The organism is Pedobacter sp. AJM, from assembly GCF_002197755.1.
In the GTDB taxonomy this organism is placed as follows: domain Bacteria; phylum Bacteroidota; class Bacteroidia; order Sphingobacteriales; family Sphingobacteriaceae; genus Pedobacter.
In genome coordinates this window covers 84,664-104,477 of record NZ_NHOT01000003.1, presented here as the reverse complement: position 1 = coordinate 104,477, position 19,814 = coordinate 84,664, and the positions used below count along the sequence as shown (strand labels likewise).

16 protein-coding genes are annotated in these 19,814 nt (G+C 39.7%); 8 read left to right on the top strand and 8 right to left on the bottom strand.

The annotated features are described in order from the left end of the window. Positions 1–91 precede the first annotated feature (91 nt). Positions 92–589, top strand: a complete 498-nt coding sequence (locus tag CBW18_RS06290; protein ID WP_088301303.1) for a DUF1579 domain-containing protein — start codon at positions 92–94, stop codon at positions 587–589. 112 nt (positions 590–701) lie between these two features. Further along, the gene (locus CBW18_RS06285; RefSeq protein ID WP_088300464.1) at positions 702–1,904 is read left to right on the top strand and encodes an MFS transporter; all 1,203 of its coding nucleotides are present in this window, start codon (positions 702–704) and stop codon (positions 1,902–1,904) included. A gap of 42 nt (positions 1,905–1,946) precedes the next feature. On the opposite strand, the gene CBW18_RS06280 is transcribed toward CBW18_RS06285, so the two are convergent. Together CBW18_RS06280 and CBW18_RS06275 are read right to left on the bottom strand one after the other, a co-directional pair. Next, positions 1,947–2,843: a DUF72 domain-containing protein gene (locus CBW18_RS06280; RefSeq protein WP_088300463.1), complete on the bottom strand. Its 897-nt coding sequence runs from the start codon at positions 2,841–2,843 to the stop codon at positions 1,947–1,949. A gap of 156 nt (positions 2,844–2,999) precedes the next feature. Beyond that, on the bottom strand, positions 3,000–4,388 hold the full coding sequence (locus tag CBW18_RS06275; RefSeq protein ID WP_088300462.1) for an arginine decarboxylase: 1,389 nt from the start codon (positions 4,386–4,388) through the stop codon (positions 3,000–3,002). A 956-nt stretch (positions 4,389–5,344) separates the two neighbouring features. Between CBW18_RS06275 and CBW18_RS06270 the strand changes: the two genes are divergently transcribed. Continuing rightward, positions 5,345–5,578 (top strand): hypothetical protein, encoded by a 234-nt coding sequence (locus tag CBW18_RS06270; RefSeq protein ID WP_088300461.1) that lies wholly within the window; start codon positions 5,345–5,347, stop codon positions 5,576–5,578. An 80-nt stretch (positions 5,579–5,658) separates the two neighbouring features. On the opposite strand, the gene CBW18_RS06265 is transcribed toward CBW18_RS06270, so the two are convergent. The 3 genes from CBW18_RS06265 to CBW18_RS06255 form a co-directional block, all read right to left on the bottom strand. After that, complete coding sequence (locus tag CBW18_RS06265; protein WP_088300460.1) at positions 5,659–6,237, bottom strand: alkylphosphonate utilization protein; 579 nt, start codon at positions 6,235–6,237, stop codon at positions 5,659–5,661. Positions 6,238–6,516: 279 nt separating this feature from the next. Further along, entirely contained in the window at positions 6,517–7,431 is a 915-nt protein-coding gene (ctlX, locus tag CBW18_RS06260; protein WP_088300459.1) for a citrulline utilization hydrolase CtlX, read from the bottom strand. A 203-nt stretch (positions 7,432–7,634) separates the two neighbouring features. Continuing rightward, positions 7,635–9,080: an arginine deiminase family protein gene (locus tag CBW18_RS06255; protein ID WP_088300458.1), complete on the bottom strand. Its 1,446-nt coding sequence runs from the start codon at positions 9,078–9,080 to the stop codon at positions 7,635–7,637. A 219-nt stretch (positions 9,081–9,299) separates the two neighbouring features. Here CBW18_RS06255 and argS point away from each other — a divergent pair, with 219 nt between their 5' ends. The 3 genes from argS (at position 9,300) to CBW18_RS06240 (ending at position 12,621) form a co-directional block, all read left to right on the top strand. Next, entirely contained in the window at positions 9,300–11,072 is a 1,773-nt protein-coding gene (gene argS, locus CBW18_RS06250) for an arginine--tRNA ligase (protein WP_088300457.1), read from the top strand. 130 nt (positions 11,073–11,202) lie between these two features. Continuing rightward, complete coding sequence (locus tag CBW18_RS06245; protein ID WP_088300456.1) at positions 11,203–11,967, top strand: TSUP family transporter; 765 nt, start codon at positions 11,203–11,205, stop codon at positions 11,965–11,967. Continuing rightward, complete coding sequence (locus CBW18_RS06240; protein ID WP_088300455.1) at positions 11,968–12,621, top strand: DNA-3-methyladenine glycosylase; 654 nt, start codon at positions 11,968–11,970, stop codon at positions 12,619–12,621. Between the two features lie 61 nt (positions 12,622–12,682). Here the strand turns inward: CBW18_RS06240 and CBW18_RS06235 are convergent, their stop codons facing one another. After that, positions 12,683–13,207 carry a protease gene (locus tag CBW18_RS06235; RefSeq protein WP_088300454.1) on the bottom strand — a complete coding sequence of 175 codons (525 nt, stop codon included), beginning with the start codon at positions 13,205–13,207 and terminating at the stop codon, positions 12,683–12,685. A gap of 19 nt (positions 13,208–13,226) precedes the next feature. Continuing rightward, entirely contained in the window at positions 13,227–14,345 is a 1,119-nt protein-coding gene (locus CBW18_RS06230) for an AI-2E family transporter (RefSeq protein WP_216359221.1), read from the bottom strand. A 205-nt stretch (positions 14,346–14,550) separates the two neighbouring features. On the opposite strand from CBW18_RS06230, the gene mnmE reads away from it, so the two are divergent. Further along, on the top strand, positions 14,551–15,909 hold the full coding sequence (mnmE, locus tag CBW18_RS06225; RefSeq protein ID WP_088300452.1) for a tRNA uridine-5-carboxymethylaminomethyl(34) synthesis GTPase MnmE: 1,359 nt from the start codon (positions 14,551–14,553) through the stop codon (positions 15,907–15,909). Positions 15,910–16,111: 202 nt separating this feature from the next. On the opposite strand, the gene CBW18_RS06220 is transcribed toward mnmE, so the two are convergent. Continuing rightward, positions 16,112–16,336 (bottom strand): CDGSH iron-sulfur domain-containing protein, encoded by a 225-nt coding sequence (locus CBW18_RS06220; protein ID WP_088300451.1) that lies wholly within the window; start codon positions 16,334–16,336, stop codon positions 16,112–16,114. Positions 16,337–16,776: 440 nt separating this feature from the next. Here CBW18_RS06220 and CBW18_RS06215 point away from each other — a divergent pair, with 440 nt between their 5' ends. Then, positions 16,777–19,806, top strand: coding sequence for a TonB-dependent receptor (locus CBW18_RS06215; protein WP_253248977.1), 3,030 nt, complete (start codon positions 16,777–16,779; stop codon positions 19,804–19,806). The last annotated feature ends 8 nt before the right edge of the window (positions 19,807–19,814 follow it).

Below are 19,814 nucleotides of genomic sequence, written 5' to 3'. Positions count from 1 at the left end.
GATAGAAAAATAATTTTCAGTTATCAATTTTCAGGTTGAATTTTATATTCATCTCGTAGAAATAATGCTATTATATTTTTTAAATTTGAGTATGGCAAAAGGTAAATTTGAGCAATCAATGGAGGACGGCGCTCACCAAAAGATTAAAAGTTTAGCAGGCAACTGGAAAGGAACTTCAAAAACCTGGTTCGAAAAAGATGTTTTAGCTGATGAATCTCCTTCAATTGCAGAAATTACATCGATTTTAGATGGTCGGTTCATTTCTTATGATTACCAAAGCAGTTTAGGGGGGAAACCATTAACAGGCAAAATGATCATTGGCTTTGACATTCCTTACCAAAAATTTACATTGAGCTGGATTGACACATTCCATATGGGGACGCAGATGATGCAGGCAACCGGTGAGGCTACAGAAAAGGGATTTTCGATCTTAGGTTCGTGGGGAAATCCTGAATATGGCGATCAGTTATTTGGATGGCGTACAGCACTCGAAATCATTAGTGATGATGAAATCATTTTTAGTGCCTATAACATCATGCCCGGAGAAGCAGAAACAATAGCCATAGAAAGTAGCTATAAGCGTATTTAGGTAGTTTATTAGTGTGTTTTTCAAGCGAAGTTTTTACCGAAAGTCATCCCTGATCTTTTATAAGTATTATTTGTATAATTTTAAACAAATTTGCAGCTGCAATACACATTTTATGCAAGCTGAAAGCCAAAATACGACCAGGCAAAATATTAACTTAACCATTATTAGTTATGTTACTTTTACTTTTTTAGGCTATTTTACCATTGGCCTTACGCTAGCCGTATTGCCTGAATATCTGCATGGTCCTTTGGGATTCAATACTATGGTGGCAGGCATTGTGATCAGCCTGCAATATGCAGCCACTTTCTTGTTCCGTGGTTTTGGAGGGAAAATAGTAGATAAAAGCGGACCGAAGCCTGCGGTAATGATGAGCATGGCAGGTTTTATCGTAAGTGGAATCATATTGTTTGCGGTGGCTTTCCTGCAGGATTTCCGGATGATCAGCTTAGGCTTAATGATGGTGATGCGCTTAATAACCGGTTTTTCTGAAGGGCTGGTTGGTACAAGCCCGATCAACTGGGCTATCTTGAAATTAGGTCGTCAGCACACTGCAAAAGCAATCAGTTATAATGGCATTGGTAATTATGGCGCTCTTGCCGCAGGCGCGCCGCTTGGTGTGATTATCAGCAATACTTTCGGTATTGTCTACATTGCCGTTTTTATCATCCTCATTGGTATCGGAGGATTGATTTATGCCCATAGTAAAATTAACCTGATGGGAACGAGCAAGGAGGCACCACAATCCTTTTTGCATGTGCTTAAAAAAGTAACACCATACGGACTTTGCCTGGCTGCAGGAGGTGTCGGCTTTGGTGCCATTTCAACTTTTATCACCTTATATTATAATTATTTACACTGGACAGGTGCCGTGCTTTGCCTTTCATTGTTCAGTGTGATGTTCGTTTTAGGCAGGTTGATCTTTGCAGGGGCAATTAATCAATATGGAGGGATGAAAACTGCTATTGCCTGCCTGGCGATGGAATTGGTCGGCTTGAGTATTATTGCACTGGCCGCAGATCCGGTGATTACGCTCTTTGGAGCCGGTGTTGCGGGCTTAGGGTTTTCACTGGTGTTTCCGGCACTTGGAGTAGAAGCGGTTCGCTTAATTCCCGCATCCAGTCAGGGTTCAGCATTAGGTAGTTATGGCTTGTTTATCGATCTTTCCTTAGGTATCACCGGACCTTTACTGGGTACTGTTTCTACTGGATTTGGCATGGATTATCTTTTTCCAGTTAGTTTATGTATTGTAGCTCTGGGGCTGATTCTGGCTATTGCCATCGCCTGTAAAAGAGAGAAACTGCAGTTGGTGAACTAGAAAAGTCTTGCAGGTTTTTATGCTGCAAGATGCTTCGTATATTTAGAATAAGGTAGCGGGTTTTGAATTGGCCATAAACGGAATTTTAAGATCAGTTCCTGCAGCTTTGTTTAACTGCTCAGTAAAGTAAGCTGAGAATAATGGTGAGGAAAGTTCTACATTCTGGTGAACGAAAAAGTACAGGTTTTCCAAACCTTGTTTCTTCCATTCTACAATTCTTTCCACCCAATCATCCAGGCGTTTTTTATCAATATGATCATCATTGGCTCCAACAAACCGGATAAAAGCAGTTGGTGTGGTTAAGCGCATATGAAGCATATCTCTTCGTCCGGCGGTATCAACAATAATATTCGTAATGCTATTATCTTCAAATAACTTGGCAAACTCATTTCCAATAGCCGGATTGGAAAACCATTCAGCATTTCTGACCTCAACAGCCAGCGGAATTACTTTTGGAAACTCCTTGACCACTATTTTCAGCCGCTCCAGGTCTTTGGGTTTAAAATTATCATGAAGCTGAAGAAAAGCCATTCCGAGTTTATTTTCAAAATTACTGATGGCATCGCAATATTGCGCTACAGGCTCCTTCACATTAATTAACCTTTTAAAATGGCTAATGGTATTGGTTAGTTTTGGAAAGAATTTAAAATCATCCGGAGTTTTTTGCGTCCAGGTGATTACCTGTTCACTACTTGGCATTCCGTAAAATGTGGCGTTTAATTCAATGGAATTAAACTGAGTAGAATAGTAGGTGAGTTCGTCTTTTGTGCCCTTTGGATAAAAACCTTTTAGGTCTGCTTTATTCCATTTCGCACAACCTACGTATGCCTTGAAATCCTGCCTGGCTTTATTTGCTTTCAGGATAGCTTCCGTTTCCGGCGCATCAGCAGGAAGTGTGAAATCTATAATTGATGGGTCATCTACTTTACCGAATTGCATAATGTGTTATGGGTTAAAAGTTTTGAGTTACCAGTCTGGCAATTTTATAAAATTAGAATATCCTTTGTAAATAAAAAAACTCGAAGCACATTTACCTCGAGTTTTTGATTTTCTTATTTAAGAACTGTTGCGCATCATCCGTAAGAGACAACTGATCTAGTAACCCAGAATCTTCAATACCTGCTTACTGTTTTGTTCCTCACCAAAAACTTCAAAATTGAAGCTTTCATCCCGGTTTCTGCGAATCAGTACATGTTTCGGACTAGGTAATAAGCAATGGTGAATACCGCCATAACCACTCAACACTTCCTGGTAAGCACCAGTGTGGAAGAAACCTAAGTATTGCACTTTACGTGTTTTTGGCATAAACACACTGTTCATATGTGCTTCCTGGTTGTAATAATCCTGACCATCGCAGGTGATGCCACCTAAATTCACCCGTTCGTATTCTGCATCCCAGTTGTTGATGGGCAAAAGAATATATTTTTGATTTAATGCCCAAACATCCGGCAGGTTGGTAATGAAAGAACCATCCAGCATTAACCAACGTTCACGGTCGTTCTGTTGCTTACGGCCTAAAACTTTATATAAAATACCAGATGCTTCAGCGACTGTATATTTGCCGAATTCGGTAATGATATCCGGCTCCATTACTTCATGGATGGCGCAGATTTCTTTAATCCGTTTAACAATTTCGTTTACCATATATTCGTAATCGAAATCGAAAACCAACGAGTCTTTAAATGGCATGCCACCACCAATATCCAAAGTGTCTAAATCAGGATTGATCTTTTTGAACTTGCAGTAAAGCGTGACATATTTCTCCAACTCATTCCAGTAATACGGTGAATCGGTAATGCCAGAGTTGATGAAAAAGTGTAATAATTTAACGCGAAAATTCGGGTTATGAACGATTTTATTGTTGTAGAAATCGATAATATCCTCCATACGCACACCTAAGCGCGAAGTATAAAATTGCGAATCAGGCTGCTCCTCAGCTGCTATACGAATACCCAGGTTACAAGGTGTATCAATATCTACTTCATCATCAAAAAGGTTAAATTCCTCTTTGTTATCCAACACCGGAATGATGTTTTTATAACCGTCATGCAGCATATCAATGATGTATTGCTTATACTGATAAGTTTTAAATCCGTTGCAAATGATCGTCGTATCCTTAGTTAAGTGTCCTTTTTTCTCCAAAGCATCAACCATAGGCATATCAAAAGCCGAAGAAGTTTCCAGGTGGATATTGTTCTTCAAAGCTTCTTCAACAATGTGGCGGAAATGTGAACTTTTTGTACAATAGCAATACTTGTAATCACCACGGTAATTGTTCTTTAAAATGGCAGTCTGGAAAAGAATCTTCGCTTGCTGAATTTTCTTAGTTACCATTGGTAAGTACGTGAAACGCAGGGGTGTACCGTATGTTTCAATCATTTCCATCAGGTTTAAATCCTGAAAATATAATTCATCATCTATCACATCAAAGCCTTCTTGTGGAAAGCCAACGCTTAGATCGAGAAATTCTGAGTAACTCTGCATTTACTTTAAATAATTTTTGCAAAAATGTAATTTTAAATCGAGAATTAATCGGTATTGAAAATATTTTTACGGTAGAGCAACGCAATAGTTTTTCTCAACACATGTTCACATTATGTTTATAAACAGGAACAGGCAGTATGTGTTTAAATTATAATGAAAAGGAAGGTCTCCATTACTACAGATTTTATTGTTCTGCGTAAATCAATTATATCTGCGGGAGTATATTGAGCACCCTCAAATTTAGCATTTATACTCATCGTAATCAGGTTTCCCGCGGATTAGGATGATTACCGCAGATTTTATTGTTCTGCGTAAATCAATTATATCTGCGGGAACATATTTAGTAACCTCAAATTTAGCATTTATACTCACCGTAATCAGGTTTCCCGCAAATGAGGATGATTAACGCAGATTTTATTGTTCTGCGTAAATCAAATTATATCCTCGGGAGTATATTTAGTACCCTTAAAATCAGCATTTATACTCACCGTAATCAGGTTTCTCGTAGATCAGGATGATTACCTCGGATTTTATTATTCTGCGCAAATCAGTTATATCTGCGGGAGTATATTTAGCAACCTCAAATTTAGCATTTATACTCACCGTAATCAGGTTTCCCGCAAATGAGGATGATTAATGCAGATTTTATTGTTCTGCGTAAATCAATTATATCTGCGGGAACATATTTAGTACCTCAAATTTAGCATTTATACTCACCGGAATCAGGTTTCCCGCAGATCAGGATGATTACCTCAGATTTTATTGTTATGCTGCACAAATCAATTATATCCACGGGGGCATAGTTATTATTCAATTAAACGATAAATCTGATTTAAGTGTCTTAATTAAAATATTGGTTAATAAAGCTTTATGTTTAATCTAAAAATTTTTAAAGTAATTTTAAAGTTCATTCGTCTTTATGTAATAAAACCTTACAGATTATTAAAAAATGCGCTATGATCTCGATTTTTAAAACCAATATTCAAACAGGAGTTGAGTTAAATAAAATTGCTCAACATTTAAATAACTTACTCTCAGGAGCTACCTGGAGTGTAGACCTATCAGATTCAGATAAAATTTTGAGAATAGATTCGAGTGTGGACAAAATTGGTGATGCCGTATCTTTGATTACCAGGTTTGGCTATGATTGTGAGAATCTGCAGAATTTCTATGCACCACCGGTGTGGTAAATTATATATCCTGTCAAATGCAGCTTGTCGAAACACCTTTCTGTGAATGTTCTTCGACAAGCTCAGCATAACAATTAAATTTATCCCTTTCTCAGGTATTTTGTCAGAATGACGATGGTTTGGCCTTCTACTTTACCTTCAATTTGTTCGGTATTGTCGTGAACCAGGCGAATATTTTTAACTACGGTCCCTAATTTAGCACTTATTGTTGATCCCTTTACATCCAGCGTTTTAACCAATACCACCGTATCACCTTCATGTAAGCGGGTACCGTTGCTGTCCTGATGAAATGCTACCGTTCCATCTGATTCGTGATCGCCTGTTTTCTTTGCCCATTCCAGGGTCTCTTCATCAAGATATAGGATATCTAAACTATCTGATGCCCAGCCTTCATTTCTCAATCGGCTTAACATCCTCCAGGCCATTACCTGTACAGGAGGAAACTCAGACCACATGGTTTCAGTTAGTATTTTCCAGTGATTGGCATCAAGTTGCTCTGTTTTTTCAATCTGATCCAGACAGGTTTTACAAACTAAAATGCTATTATCGCTATTTGCATTGCTCGTTGGGGGCACTTCGTAAATGTTTAAAGCATTTTCCTGATTGCACAATTCACATTTGTTACCTGATCGCGCTTGTAATTCTTGTACTAAAGACATATTGATATTAGATTTTTCGCGAAAATACTAAAACTATTCGGAATAAATAATGACGTAGCTATCGTGAATGTGATTCGTGAATTAATTTGATCACAAAGAACGTTAAGTTCTATGCAAAGGAAAGAATAGCCCATAAATTCAAGATTTACGCAGATAAGAGAGCGGTTTCTCTGCGTAAATCTCCGAAATCAGCAGGAGCAAATAATAAAGTCTTTTAAAACGTGTTATATAGTTTGTTTAGATGGAATGACCTGAAGCTGCCTGATTTCCAAAAAAGTTTTACCTTTCGGGCAAGTGAATCTCTGCCAGCATACACCTTGCACTGCCGCCTCCATTTTTTTCGATGGTATAAAGTGGGGCGCAAATTATTCTGGCATATTTTTCTAAAATATTGATTTGATCTGCAGTTAAAGATAAATAAGCTTGCTCGGACATCACCAATAAACTTTCTCCGCTTTGGTTAGCAACTTGCAGCATATTGCCGGCGAAGTGATTCATCTGATCTAAAGTTATTTCAATTATTTGTTTTCCTGTGCTGTTCAGGCTCAAGGTAACAGCTAATCTTTCTTCTTGATTTGGAATAGCATCTAAACAAATTACAGCAAACTGATCTCCAATACACATCATCACATTGGTATGGTAAATCGGAAAATTGGTACTGTCAACCGCCTGGAAAGAAACGGATTCATATCCTGTTAACAGGCAGAAGTTATCTAGTACTTCCTGGTCGGTACGTACACTTAAACAGGCATAGGCTATTTTATTTACGCGATCCAGTACCATGCTTCCTGTACCTTCTAAAAAGGCATATTGGGTTTCATAAAAGCTTAAATCGCTCACATGATTCACTTCGAATTTCTCTTTCAATCCGTCCAGTATTTCCTTTCTACGCTCCAGTCTGCGGTTTTCTGAAAACATAGGGTAGAGGTATACCGAACCATCATCATGAAAAGACACCCAGTTATTCGGGAAAATGGAATCAGGTGTTTCCGGTTGTAAAGTGTCGTCAACTACAGTAACATCTACGTCGTTTTTCCTCAACAGATCCACAAATCCATCAAATTCATTCAAAGCCAGACTTTGTACATCACTTTGGCCTGATGCTACCTGAAATTTATTATTGCCTGCCGTTTGCTCGTTAAATTTGAAATCAACCGGTCGGATCATTAAAAGATGCTTGGTTATTTGGTTCATTAGTCAATAGTTAATGGTTCAGCAGTTCATTAGTCAATAGTTTATTGTTAAAGCAAATCACTAATAAACTTTTTATAAATCGTACTAAGCTCAAGCTTGTATCTCTGCGAACAACGATTTGCTTTGCTGCTTTTGATAGACAAAGCGAAGCCAGCATTTCGTTCTGGCCTTATTGCTTTATCCTCGCTCTTTGCTCCTTTATCTTAAAGATTATCTCTCCATATTGGTAAACTCATACAATGAAAACCTCCACGGGCACGGGATAGTTCTGCCGATGGCATTAAAATTAACGTATCGGTAATGGTTTCTGCATTTGCCTTACCACTTTCCAAATCCTGAATCAGATCTTTCACATCTATCACATCAAATCCTGCAGCTTTAAATGCTTCAACAGTTTTATCATTTCTGTCATAGCCCAAAACCACGCCTTCCTTAATGGCCAGGAGGTTACAGGAGTCGGTCCATTGCTCTCTTGAATCATAAGGAAACTGGTTATTTCCACTATAAATGATTTTGGTAGGTTCCGTGCTTTTTAAATCATTCTGACTGATGTCGTTAAGCAAAGCTTCCACGTGCTCAAAATGTTTGGGTGCCTGTGGATTAGCTTTGGTAAACTGAATGGCAGTTGTCGCTTCTGATTTTTCAGGTTCCTTTAAGAAGTTGATCGGCTCGTAAGGATTGTATTTTGGTGAATGGGCAATAGAATTTAAAATCACCCAGGTATTGCGTTTAACCTGCGTAAAAACCGTATCCAGGTGCATATAGTCACGCTTGCTCGGGATTTTAACTACCGTCACTTTCTCTACCACATCATTGTCGAATAATAATTTTATGGCTTCATTGGCGCCATGCTCTGAAGTTCTTTCGCTGCAACCAATTAACACATGGTTCGGACTCACCATCATCACATCTCCACCTTCTAAAGTGGTGCTAAACGCAGGTTCATCACCCGGACGCAGGAAGTGCATGGTTACATCCGGGATTTCCAATACATTGTTCTGATAATCAGTAAACAGTGGATGGTTGAAGAAAATATAACGCATTAAAAGCGTTTCGCGAACACGTGCCTTTTTTGCCGGCTTATTTAATAAAATGTAATTGTTAATGGTAGTACCCACATCCCTGGTAAAAATTAAGTTGGGAATAGGTGCAAAAATCATGGTATCATTGGCCAGTGTTCCCGAAATAAGAATTTCGGCAAGTTCTTTGGGATCAGTATTACTCAACTCGATCTGAACTTTATACGTACATCCTTCAATGGCACATACAGCAGCAACTAATTTTTTACGGATAGATTCATTTTCCAGCATTTCGCTCAGCAAGTTCTGAATTTCTATTACCGAGTCTGAATGGTGAAAATCAGCGTGATTGGGCTTGTAGAAATTTCGGTTTCCTTCCTCCGAATCAATCTGGGCGAGTTTTCCTTTGATTTTTTCAGGATCAAGGAAGTACATCAATAGCTTAATATAGTAGTCGTATTCACCCTTACGGATGGTATCCAGGTGTACAATATCTTCAAAAAGCCAGTCTTGTGCTTTTGAAGGCACCACTTTGCCAAGGCCACTATCCGGACTATGGATTAATAATTTGCGTAACCGACCGATTTCGGTAGTTACATTTACTTTAAAATTCAGATGCTGCTCGCTCATAAAATAAGTTAGTTATTGCAAATCTATTTAATTTTAGAATAGTATCAAGTTTTAGAGCAGTATCAAGTAGTAAGTATCGGGTATCAGGATGATGGCTCGCTTTAGCTTTATTTTAATCGCCCGGGTGTTTCTGTCTGGGTCTCTCCGCGACAATTTAATCTGCAATTGAACTTCAGACTTCTCACTCCCGACTTCGGACTTTTTTCTTATTTTTACGCCATGAATTTTATTATTACCGAAACACAGAAAGCTATTCTTGCACTTTATCAGGAAGAAGTTGCTGAAAGTGTGATCAATATACAGGAAACGCGTAAAGAATTTGAAGGACAGGTTACGATTGTGGTTTTTCCGATAACCAAACTTTCTAAAAAATCGCCGGAGCAAACGGCTAATGAAATTGGCGAATATCTAGTAACTAATGTTGAAAATGTCACTACATTCAATGTGGTTAAAGGCTTTCTAAATTTAAGTATTGCAGAAAGCTATTTTTTAAACCAGTTTAATGAAGAAATTTTAGCGGCTGATTTTGGTGTATTTCCGTCGAATGGGAAAAAAGTAATGGTGGAGTATTCTTCGCCAAATACCAATAAACCACTTCACCTGGGGCATGTACGTAATAATTTATTGGGTTATTCAGTTTCTGAATTACTCAAGGCTTATGGTTATGATGTGGTAAAAGTTAACCTGGTCAATGACCGTGGAATTCACATCTGTAAATCAATGCTGGCCTGGCAAAAATGGGGCAATGGTGAAACACCAGAAAGTTCAGGCTTAAAAGGTGATCACCTGGTGGGCAAATACTATGTGATTTTTGATCAGGAGTTTAAAAAGGAAATCGAAGCTTTAAAGGCTGAAGGCGAAACCGAAGAAGTAGCAAAGAAAAATGCGCCTTTAATTAAAGAAGCGCAGCGAATGTTGCTGGCCTGGGAGCAGGGGGATGAGGCTGTCGTTTCACTCTGGAAAACCATGAATGAGTGGGTTTATGCCGGCTTTAATGTCACTTATCAAAACCTGGGCGTTGATTTTGATAAGTTCTATTATGAAAGTAACACGTATTTGTTGGGTAAAGATACAGTTGATGAAGGCCTGGCGAAAGGTGTTTTCTTTAAAAAAGAAGATGGTTCGGTTTGGATTGATTTAACTGCAGACGGCCTGGATGAAAAACTGGTCTTGCGTGCTGACGGCACTTCAGTTTACATCACCCAGGATTTAGGTACTGCCGAAATGAAGCATGACGATTTCAATATGGATGAGTCGATTTATGTGGTGGGGAATGAGCAGGATTACCATTTTAAAGTATTGTTTTTAATTCTCGAAAAATTAGGGAAAAGCTGGGCGAAGGGTTTATACCATTTATCTTACGGGATGGTGGATTTGCCAAACGGAAAGATGAAAAGCCGGGAAGGAACAGTGGTGGATGCAGATGAGTTAATTGAGAGTATGATTACCACAGCCCGTGAAAAAACAGAAGAACTGGGTAAAACCAGTGATTTTCCGGAAGAAGATAAGGCAGAACTGTATAAAAATATTGGTTTAGGCGCACTGAAATACTTTTTGCTAAAGGTAGAACCCAAAAAACGCTTGTTGTTTAATCCTGCAGAGAGTATTGACTTTCAGGGGAATACCGGGCCTTTTATCCAATATACACATGCCAGGATTAAGTCTTTATTGAGCAAAGCGGAATATCAGTCTGAAATCAGCAATTTAAGACCAGGCGATTTATTGCCTATAGAACTGGAAATGATTTTACAACTGGCTAAATATCCTTCAGAAATTGCCATTGCAGCCAAAGCATACAGTCCGGCGAGTTTAGCGAATTACTTATACGAGTTGGCTAAACTTTTCAATAAGTTCTACCATGATGTTCCGCCGATTGTAAAAACGGAAGCGGGCGATACCAAACAGTTCCGATTAAACCTTTGCAAAAAAACGGCCGATGTGATTTTTGCCGGAATGCTTATTTTAGGCATTACCTCACCGGAGCGGATGTAGGGCGAGTATTGAATTGGGAATCCTGAATAGGAAGTGAAGAATCGCAAAACGGGAGATCGCAAAATAGATAACAAGGAGTAGAGAAAGGGAGAACAGAACATAAAGGTGTTGATCAAAAAAAAGATATTTCTTGATAAATGAACTGATTTTACTTTGCCTCGTTGCTTTTGCCGCAGGTTTTATAGATGCTATTGTAGGTGGCGGAGGCTTATTGCAAACCCCTGCCACCTTACTCATTTTACCACATTATCCTGTTGCCACCTTATTAGGAACCACTAAAATTCCTTCCCTCGCTGGTACCACCTTAGCGGCCTTCAAATATTCCAAACACGTTAAATTCAATTTTAAAGTATTGGCAATATGTGCGATCATGGCATTTATTGCAGCGCTTTACGGTGCTTTTCTGGTGAGCCGTATTGATAATGCGGTGATCAAGCCTGTCATTCTGGTCGTGCTGATAATGGTTGCGCTTTACACTTATTTCAATAAGCAATTTGGCATTCATCAGGAAAAAAATCATGCTGTAAAAAAGCAGGTATTCATGGCTGCGCTATTCGGCTTGGTTATTGGCTTTTACGATGGTTTAATTGGTCCGGGTACAGGCTCTTTTTTGATTTTGGTTTTTATTGCTACATTAGGATTTGACTTTGTCGGTGCCAGTGCACATGCCAAGATTGTAAATATGGCTACCAATTTAGCGGCGATTATTTATTTCAGTTATTCCGGACATATCCTTTACGAATATGCATTGCCCATGGCACTTTTTAACGTGTCAGGTGCATATTTCGGCACGCGTTTGGCCTTACTTAAAGGCAATAAGTTTGTTAGGGTCTTTTTTCTCATCGTTGTTTTCGGAACAATCCTGAGATTTGCTTATGATATTTTATTAAAGTAAATGCCCGGATTTAAAGTTTTTGACATCGACAACTATCATGCGCTTTGCAATACATTAGCGGCACAAGATCCTGATCTTAATCATGTTCTGATGAAATATGGCTATCCACCATTCTGGTCTAGGGCTAATACTTTCGAATCACTGGTTCATATTATTCTGGAACAACAGGTTTCACTGGCATCGGCACTTGCCGCCCTGAATAAACTGAAGGCTAAAATCGGAGAAATCGATCCTGTGGCCTTCCTCAGGCTTACTGATGAAGAACTCAAAGCTTGCTATTTCAGTCGACAGAAAACCGTTTACGTTCGGGATCTGGCACAAAAGATCATTAACGGAGAACTCTCCTTAGCGATATTGGCATCACTTTCTGCAGATGAAATCCGACTGCAGCTTAAAAGGGTGAAGGGTGTGGGAGATTGGACAGTAGATATTTACTTATTATTTATCTTACACCATAGTGATATTTTTCCATTGGGTGACCTTGCTGCCGTGAATGCCCTTAAAAACCTGAAGAACTTACCAAAAGATACGAGTAAGGAGGAACTTTCTGCTATAGCCACACAGTGGAAGCCCTACCGAACCATAGCCGTCATGATATTGTGGCACTTTTACCTGGAAGAACGAAAGATCAAGGGTGCGATAGCTAAACGCTAAATCAAAAAGCACCGCTAGTATTCAACAACGATGCTTTTTGATTGCATTCAATAAAATCAGGTTAATGTCCTACATAAATTTTTAAACTGTCAGTCATTACAATTCCACTCACAGTAGCTGAATTGTATTTAATGGTATAATTTCCGGCTTTGGTGATGTGATAAGCATCTGCCAGGTTAAAATCTGCACTGGTACTGTCGCCGGCATTTAATTTCCGGTAACTGTCTGCCGGTGGTGGCATCATTCGTTTTGCCATGGCACCCTTATAATCAACAGGAGTATAGTCTTCTAAGTTCACATCCAGGTATTTACTGGATAATTTTTCAAAAGGTGTATGCCAGATGCAAAATTTGGCAACAGTATCCGAGTTATTGTACACTGAAAAACGCATATTTATCGGTCCGCCAAGTTTAGGTTCACCAATTACCGATAATTTTCCTGTAATAGGATCGGTCTTTTTCTGCACTGCGGCTTCAGGCACCAATGTGGTGTCTTGCTGGCCGCCGGCCGCTTCTTTCTTTTTGTCGCTGTTACAGGCAGAAAATAAAATGCTGCAGCACGCGATGATCAGGCTTATTTTTTTCATAAAGTTATCATAAAGGATGTTATTTTTCTGTACCGGACCGGGTTTCTATATTTTTCTTTTTTCTAAAAGCAGGGAATGTCATCGGGCTTCTCGAAGGGCGTTCATCACCTAATAGTACACCCCATTGTTTGAAAGATTCGGTACGGTCGAACACGATTTTCAATACCGCTACAATCGGGAGTGCGAGGAACATTCCGGACACGCCGGCAATGCTTCCACCGATAAATACCCCGAGAATGGCAAAGAGTGCATTGATCTTTACTTTCGATCCTACAATTCTTGGCATCAGGATATTATTATCAAGGAACTGAACAAAAGCAATAACACCTAAGACCGTGATAACCGGCCATAATTCCTGAGATGAAGTCAGCGTTAACAATACACCAATCAGGTTTCCGAGCAAGGCACCCACATATGGGATCAGGTTCAGAATGGCAAATATTACCCCGATTAACAAAGCGTGCTTAATACCGATCAACATTAATATTCCGCCCAATAATACGGTCATATAGGTAATCTGGATCAATAGCCCGATCAGGTAACTCTTGATGATGGATTCCGTTTCATAAATGGCTTCCTTCACTTTAGGGTGGTCATCATTTTTGAACCACATGAAAATAAATCTCAGTAAAATATCCTTGTAAAAAAGCATTAAATAAATATAAATCGGCAATAGCCCGATGAAAACAAAGACCCCACTTAAGGTAACAGCTGCACCACCTGCCAAAGAGGTACCCATGTTCATCAGGTCATCGCTTTTATCCTGAATAAAAGCCTTTTGCTGTTTATCATTATAGTGCGTGATTCTGCTCACCCAATCGCTTAACGAATTGATGTGCTGTGTTACATTGGCTTTAATCTGCGGGAAATCTTTCGCCAAAATTCCAATCTGGTTGGAGAAAAACCATACAATCAGGGCTACAAACAGGGCCACCAGAAGGATAGGTAAAACAATAGCTAAAGTTTCAGGTACCTTTTTTCTTTTCAGGAAACGGTATACAGGAAGCAGCATAATGCTGATGAAAAATGCCATGAGCATGGGCATAATAATATCTTTTGCAATGACCATCACAGTCACTACGGCCATCAATCCGAGGAGTTCTATTGATCGCTTTACAGTTAGGGGAAAATTATTTATCATATACGGTTTATCTGATTGATGTGTAAACACGCACCTGTAGAAAATGTTTTATTAATGGAAAAGTGGGGCAGAGGGTGAGCTAGGTTAGGCACTTAAGTTTTATCTAGCATTTATACCTTTACAGTTTTTCCTTGTGAAAAATTACTTCTCGAAAACGATAAAGCCGTTAATAAGCCTTAATTTTACATTTTTTAAATTGAACATGAACGATCAGGATACCATCATTGCTTTATCTACCCCTTCAGGGTCTGGCGCTATTGGCGTAATCCGCCTGTCAGGCCCGGATGCCATTTCGTTGACCAACGAGGTCTTTGCAGGGAAGGATTTAGCAAAGCAAGCTTCTCATACCTTACATTTTGGATTAATTAAAGATGGTAATCATATTATAGATGAGGTAGTTGCAGGGTTATTTGTTGCCCCCAAATCATACACCAAAGAGCATGTGGTGGAGATTTCCTGTCATGGGTCAAATTATATCATTCAGCAGATTATTAACCTGCTGATCAGCAAGGGTGCACGTGCAGCAAAGCCTGGCGAATTTACCTTAAGGGCATTTTTAAATGGGGCATTTGATTTAAGTCAGGCAGAAGCAGTGGCCGATTTAATTGCTTCCAATTCCAAGGCATCACACGATGTAGCCATGCAGCAGATGCGTGGTGGCTTTGCAAATGAACTCAAAGCTTTAAGAGAGCAGCTGATCCATTTTGCTTCGATGATTGAACTGGAGCTGGATTTTGCAGAAGAGGATGTCGAATTTGCCAACCGCGAACAGCTTACGAATTTAGTGAACAAAATCAACCATGTGCTGCGCAGATTAATTTCTTCATTCGAAATGGGAAACGTCATTAAAAATGGTGTTCCGATTGTGATTGCGGGAAAACCGAATGTAGGCAAATCGACTCTTTTAAATGCCTTATTGAATGAAGAGCGGGCAATTGTTTCTGATATCGCCGGAACCACCCGTGATACCATTGAGGATGAGCTTACTATCGGTGGCGTGGTGTTTCGCTTTATCGATACTGCGGGTATCCGCGATACTGCCGATATTATTGAGGCCCTTGGGGTAGAGCGGACGCTTGAAAAAATGAAACAGGCCAAGCTGATCATTTATATGGCTGATGTGGCACAAACCACTGCCGAAATTGAAGAGCAGGTAAGGGGCTTAAAGCAACTTGAAATTCCTTATCTCATTTTACTCAACAAGGCAGATCTGATTTCTTCCGAACAACGCAAGGCTTTCGAGGCTTTAGATGTTGTTTTCTTATCAGCGAAAGAAAAGGTTGGCATAGATGAATTGAAAACCACCTTACTGGAACAGGTGAATCTGCATCATATTAATACAAGTGAAACGTTGGTGACCAATATCCGCCATGTGGAAGCACTTAAACAAACTGAAAATGCCTTACAGCGGGTACTGGATAATGTAGATAACCCGGTAACTTCTGATTTCCTGGCGATGGATATCAAACAGGCTTTACATTACCTGGGCGAAATCACCGGAACGGTTACCACTGATGATTTGCTGGAGAATATTTTTACGAAGTTTTGTATCGGGAAATAATAAGGCTAAATAAAATAAACTGATCGTAATTGTCTGTCTATTTTTCGTTTTGTAAAAAAATGATCTCTGATTGTCTAAATGATAAGTTGTACAGCCAAATAAATTTTTTGCACCCCGTAAGTATTTGAGCTGCTGACTAAAACTTTTAAATACCAATCGCCAAAAAAAAAGCCCTGCAGCTCTGCAAGGCTTTAATTTCATGTTATGCTTTTTTTGGAGGCAGATCAAAAGCGATGGCTTCATGTTCGAAATGTCCTTTATGTGCACCATCGCAAAATGGTTTATTCTGCGATAGACCGCAACGGCAAATAGACAGAACTTCTCTACCCTGTAAGCCATAAGCATTGCCGTTTTTATCTACAATTTCGAAATCTCCCTCAATTTTTACTGATCCGTTGTTGTTAATGGTAAGTTTTGTTTTAGACATGATGTTTTGTTTGTATGCGGCAAAACTAAAATAATTCTGATGATTTGGCAGATACGGATTGTAGTTTAGAAACATTCCGCTTTAAGTTGGGCAGGGAGCTGCTGAACTGAAACTTCAATGCTATCATAACGTGGATTTTACAGTGCTTATCTCTAACAGCTGTTCTTCTGCAGGCTTGTAAGTGATTAAAATGAGATATAATGGCTCAGGTGCGTTTATTCGTGCTTAAAATATAAATTTACCCCCCTTTAAATATCATATTGCCCCCATATTATGTGCAATATTTATAGTTACTTTGGTATAACCAAATATACATATTATGACAAAGAACTACTAGCTCTAATCATGGCCTCCGTTGCCTGAAAAAATACCTGTTTAATAACAGGTGAAACGAAAGTCGGTTTCAATATCGATTCATTCCAAAAAAACTAACCAAATTTATGATGCAAAAAAAATTACTAATCCCTTCAAGATGTATTGCTGTGCTATTGTCTATACTTCTTTTTTTAAGTATCAATGGCAATAGCTTGTATGCGCAAAACAGTAATACAGAAATTTCAGGTGTCATCCTGGATGTAAAAGGTATGCCCATTCCCGGTGCAACCATTAAAAATGAAAAAACAGCTAAGGTGGCCATATCAGATGGAAACGGGCGATATAAAATTGCAGCCCTTAAAGGAGAAACTTTAGTGGTTAGCTTTGTTGGTTACGCGCCAAAAACTGTTGTGTTAGACAACCAGACTCAACTTAATTTTTCATTAACAGAAGAATCTGATAAAACACTTAACGAGGTGGTGGTAGTGGGCTATGGTACACAGAAAAGATCTGATGTAACCGGTTCGGTGGTATCTGTACCGAAATCCAGATTGTCGCAGCTTCCGGTAACCAACATCCTGCAGTCTATTCAGGGTGCTGTAGCCGGTGTTAACATTACTTCATCTTCATCTGTTCCGGGCAGTCAGCCTACTGCGCTGGTGAGGGGACAAAACTCTATCACTGCCGGAACCAGTCCTTACGTGGTGGTGGATGGTGTGCCTTTAACCAAAACAGGCGGTTCTTTAAATGACATCAACCCGAATGATATTGCATCAGTAGAGATCCTGAAAGATGCCAGTGCCACGGCCATTTATGGTACGAACGGTTCAAACGGTGTTATTTTAATCACCACAAAAAGGGGAACCACGGGTAAACCGGTCATCCGTTACAATGGATATGCTGGTATCGATAACATTGCGCATATTCTGGAACCTCGAAGTGGGGCAGAATACGTACAGAAATATGCCGACTTCCTTAAACAAACCAATCAGACCCAAACGCGGCCCGTTCCAAACCTCGGCGAATTAGCAGCCTATAATGCCGGTACCACAACCGACTGGGTGGATGAAGCGACCCAGCAGGGGGTGATTCAGGATCATAACGTCAGTATTTCAGGCGGAACACCTGATGTGAAGTATTTTATTTCAGGAGATTATCTTGACCAGCAAGGTGTAATTAAAGGTTACCAGTTTAACCGCATCGGTTTACGCTCCAATTTAGATTTAAATGTGACCAGTTTTTTAACGGTTGGTACATCCTTATTTTTAACCAGCAATAATTTTGATGGCGGCAGGGCCAATCTGCTGCTGGCTACAGCCATGAGTCCTTACGGACAGGAGTATAATGCCAATGGTACTTACAAGATTTTTCCAATGGAGCCTGAACTATTGTATACCAATCCGTTGTTGGGTTTAAAAACTACACAGATCAGCAGAACCACCAATATCAATGGAAATGGTTATGCAGAGATCAAGTTTCCGGGGGTATTAACCGGATTAAAGTTCCGGTTAAATGCAGGTTATACCTATTTTCCTGAAAGACGTGGCAGTTATGTTGGTCGTTTAGCCAATGATAATAATGGTACGGCCAGTAGTTTCAATGCATCGACCAACAGTTACACCATCGAGAACATCCTGACCTATTCAAAGGATATTAAAAAACATCATGTTGATTTTACAGCATTGTACAGTGCGCAGGAACGCAAATACAATTCGACCACTGCCGGTGCAGTGGGTTTTATCAATGATGAGCTGGGGCTTGATAATATTGGTGCCGGAGCAACGCAAACCAGTGGCTCATACCGTGATCGGTATGGATTAAACTCGCAAATGGGCCGTTTATTTTATTCTTACAACAGCCGCTACCTCTTAACCTTAACAGCCAGGAGAGATGGTTCATCGGTATTTGGCGTCAATACCACCAAGTATGGTGTTTTCCCATCAGCAGCACTGGGATGGAACGTCATTAACGAAAGCTTCATGAAAGACATCAAAGCCATCAGTAACCTAAAGTTAAGGCTTTCCTATGGTAAAACAGGTAATGAGGCCGTTGGTGTTTACAATACCATCACCACTGAAGGGTCTGTACGCTCGCCATTTAACGGTATCAGTACCATTGGTGTCATTCCAAATAACCTGGGCAATATATTATTGCAGTGGGAAACCACTAAAACAGCCAATGTTGGTTTAGATTTTGGTCTCTTTAATAACAGAATTACAGGTAGTGTAGAGGCATATCAGAATAAAACGAGTGGCTTATTATTAAACAGGAGCCTTCCCATCATTACAGGGTATTCAAGGGTGCTGGAAAATATCGGTAAAACCACGAACAACGGTTTAGAGCTGACCCTGAATACTCAAAATTTTGCCGGAAAGAATTTCCGTTGGGAAACCATGGTTGTTTTTGCCACCAACAAGAATAAAATCAACGATTTATATGGCGATGGAAAGGACGATTTAGGAAACAGGTGGTTCATTGGTCAACCTATTAATGTGGTGTACGATTACAAAATGACGGGTGTCTGGCAAACGGGTGAAGATGTGTCTAAACAGGATCCGACAGCTAAACCCGGCAGCTTAAAATTCGCGGATTTAAATGGTGATGGTAAAATTACGGCTGACGACAGAACGATTTTAGGACAAACGGCTCCAAAATGGACCGGAGGTATTACCAATACTTTTCATTATAAAAACATCAATTTAAGTGTGTTTATCCAAACAGCACAGGGCATGACCAGGAATAATCCTGACCTAACCTACGGGGATGAAACAGGCCGGAGAAACACACCGGCAGAAGTGGGCTACTGGACGCCGGAAAACCAAAGTCAAACCCGCCCGGCCTTATCCTATAACAATACCTTAGGATACGGGTATGCCTCTGATGCCAGTTATACCCGAATTAAGGATGTTACCCTGAGTTATGTATTTGCCCAACGCCTGCTTGATAAACTGCACCTGGGTAGTTTAACCATTTATGCCAGCGGCCGTAACCTGGCTACATTTACCAACTGGATAGGCTGGGACCCTGAGCAAACCACATATGGCCGGGGTACTGGTAATTCAAATGCCAACCAACAGGCATTCGCTGCTGACTGGACCAACAACTATCCGGTTACCCGGACATTTGTTTTAGGTTTAAATGTTTCACTACGTTAATCTTATCA

Bases quoted from the DNA above. Each gene is read 5' to 3' on its own strand.
- CBW18_RS06290 (WP_088301303.1), top strand. From the start codon at position 92: ATGGCAAAAGGTAAATTTGAGCAATCAATGGAGGACGGCGCTCACCAA.
- CBW18_RS06285 (WP_088300464.1), top strand. From the start codon at position 702: ATGCAAGCTGAAAGCCAAAATACGACCAGGCAAAATATTAACTTAACC.
- CBW18_RS06280 (WP_088300463.1), bottom strand. From the start codon at position 2,843: ATGCAATTCGGTAAAGTAGATGACCCATCAATTATAGATTTCACACTT.
- CBW18_RS06275 (WP_088300462.1), bottom strand. From the start codon at position 4,388: ATGCAGAGTTACTCAGAATTTCTCGATCTAAGCGTTGGCTTTCCACAA.
- CBW18_RS06270 (WP_088300461.1), top strand. From the start codon at position 5,345: ATGATCTCGATTTTTAAAACCAATATTCAAACAGGAGTTGAGTTAAAT.
- CBW18_RS06265 (WP_088300460.1), bottom strand. From the start codon at position 6,237: ATGTCTTTAGTACAAGAATTACAAGCGCGATCAGGTAACAAATGTGAA.
- ctlX (WP_088300459.1), bottom strand. From the start codon at position 7,431: ATGAACCAAATAACCAAGCATCTTTTAATGATCCGACCGGTTGATTTC.
- CBW18_RS06255 (WP_088300458.1), bottom strand. From the start codon at position 9,080: ATGAGCGAGCAGCATCTGAATTTTAAAGTAAATGTAACTACCGAAATC.
- argS (WP_088300457.1), top strand. From the start codon at position 9,300: ATGAATTTTATTATTACCGAAACACAGAAAGCTATTCTTGCACTTTAT.
- CBW18_RS06240 (WP_088300455.1), top strand. From the start codon at position 11,968: ATGCCCGGATTTAAAGTTTTTGACATCGACAACTATCATGCGCTTTGC.
- CBW18_RS06235 (WP_088300454.1), bottom strand. From the start codon at position 13,207: ATGAAAAAAATAAGCCTGATCATCGCGTGCTGCAGCATTTTATTTTCT.
- mnmE (WP_088300452.1), top strand. From the start codon at position 14,551: ATGAACGATCAGGATACCATCATTGCTTTATCTACCCCTTCAGGGTCT.
- CBW18_RS06220 (WP_088300451.1), bottom strand. From the start codon at position 16,336: ATGTCTAAAACAAAACTTACCATTAACAACAACGGATCAGTAAAAATT.
- CBW18_RS06215 (WP_253248977.1), top strand. From the start codon at position 16,777: ATGATGCAAAAAAAATTACTAATCCCTTCAAGATGTATTGCTGTGCTA.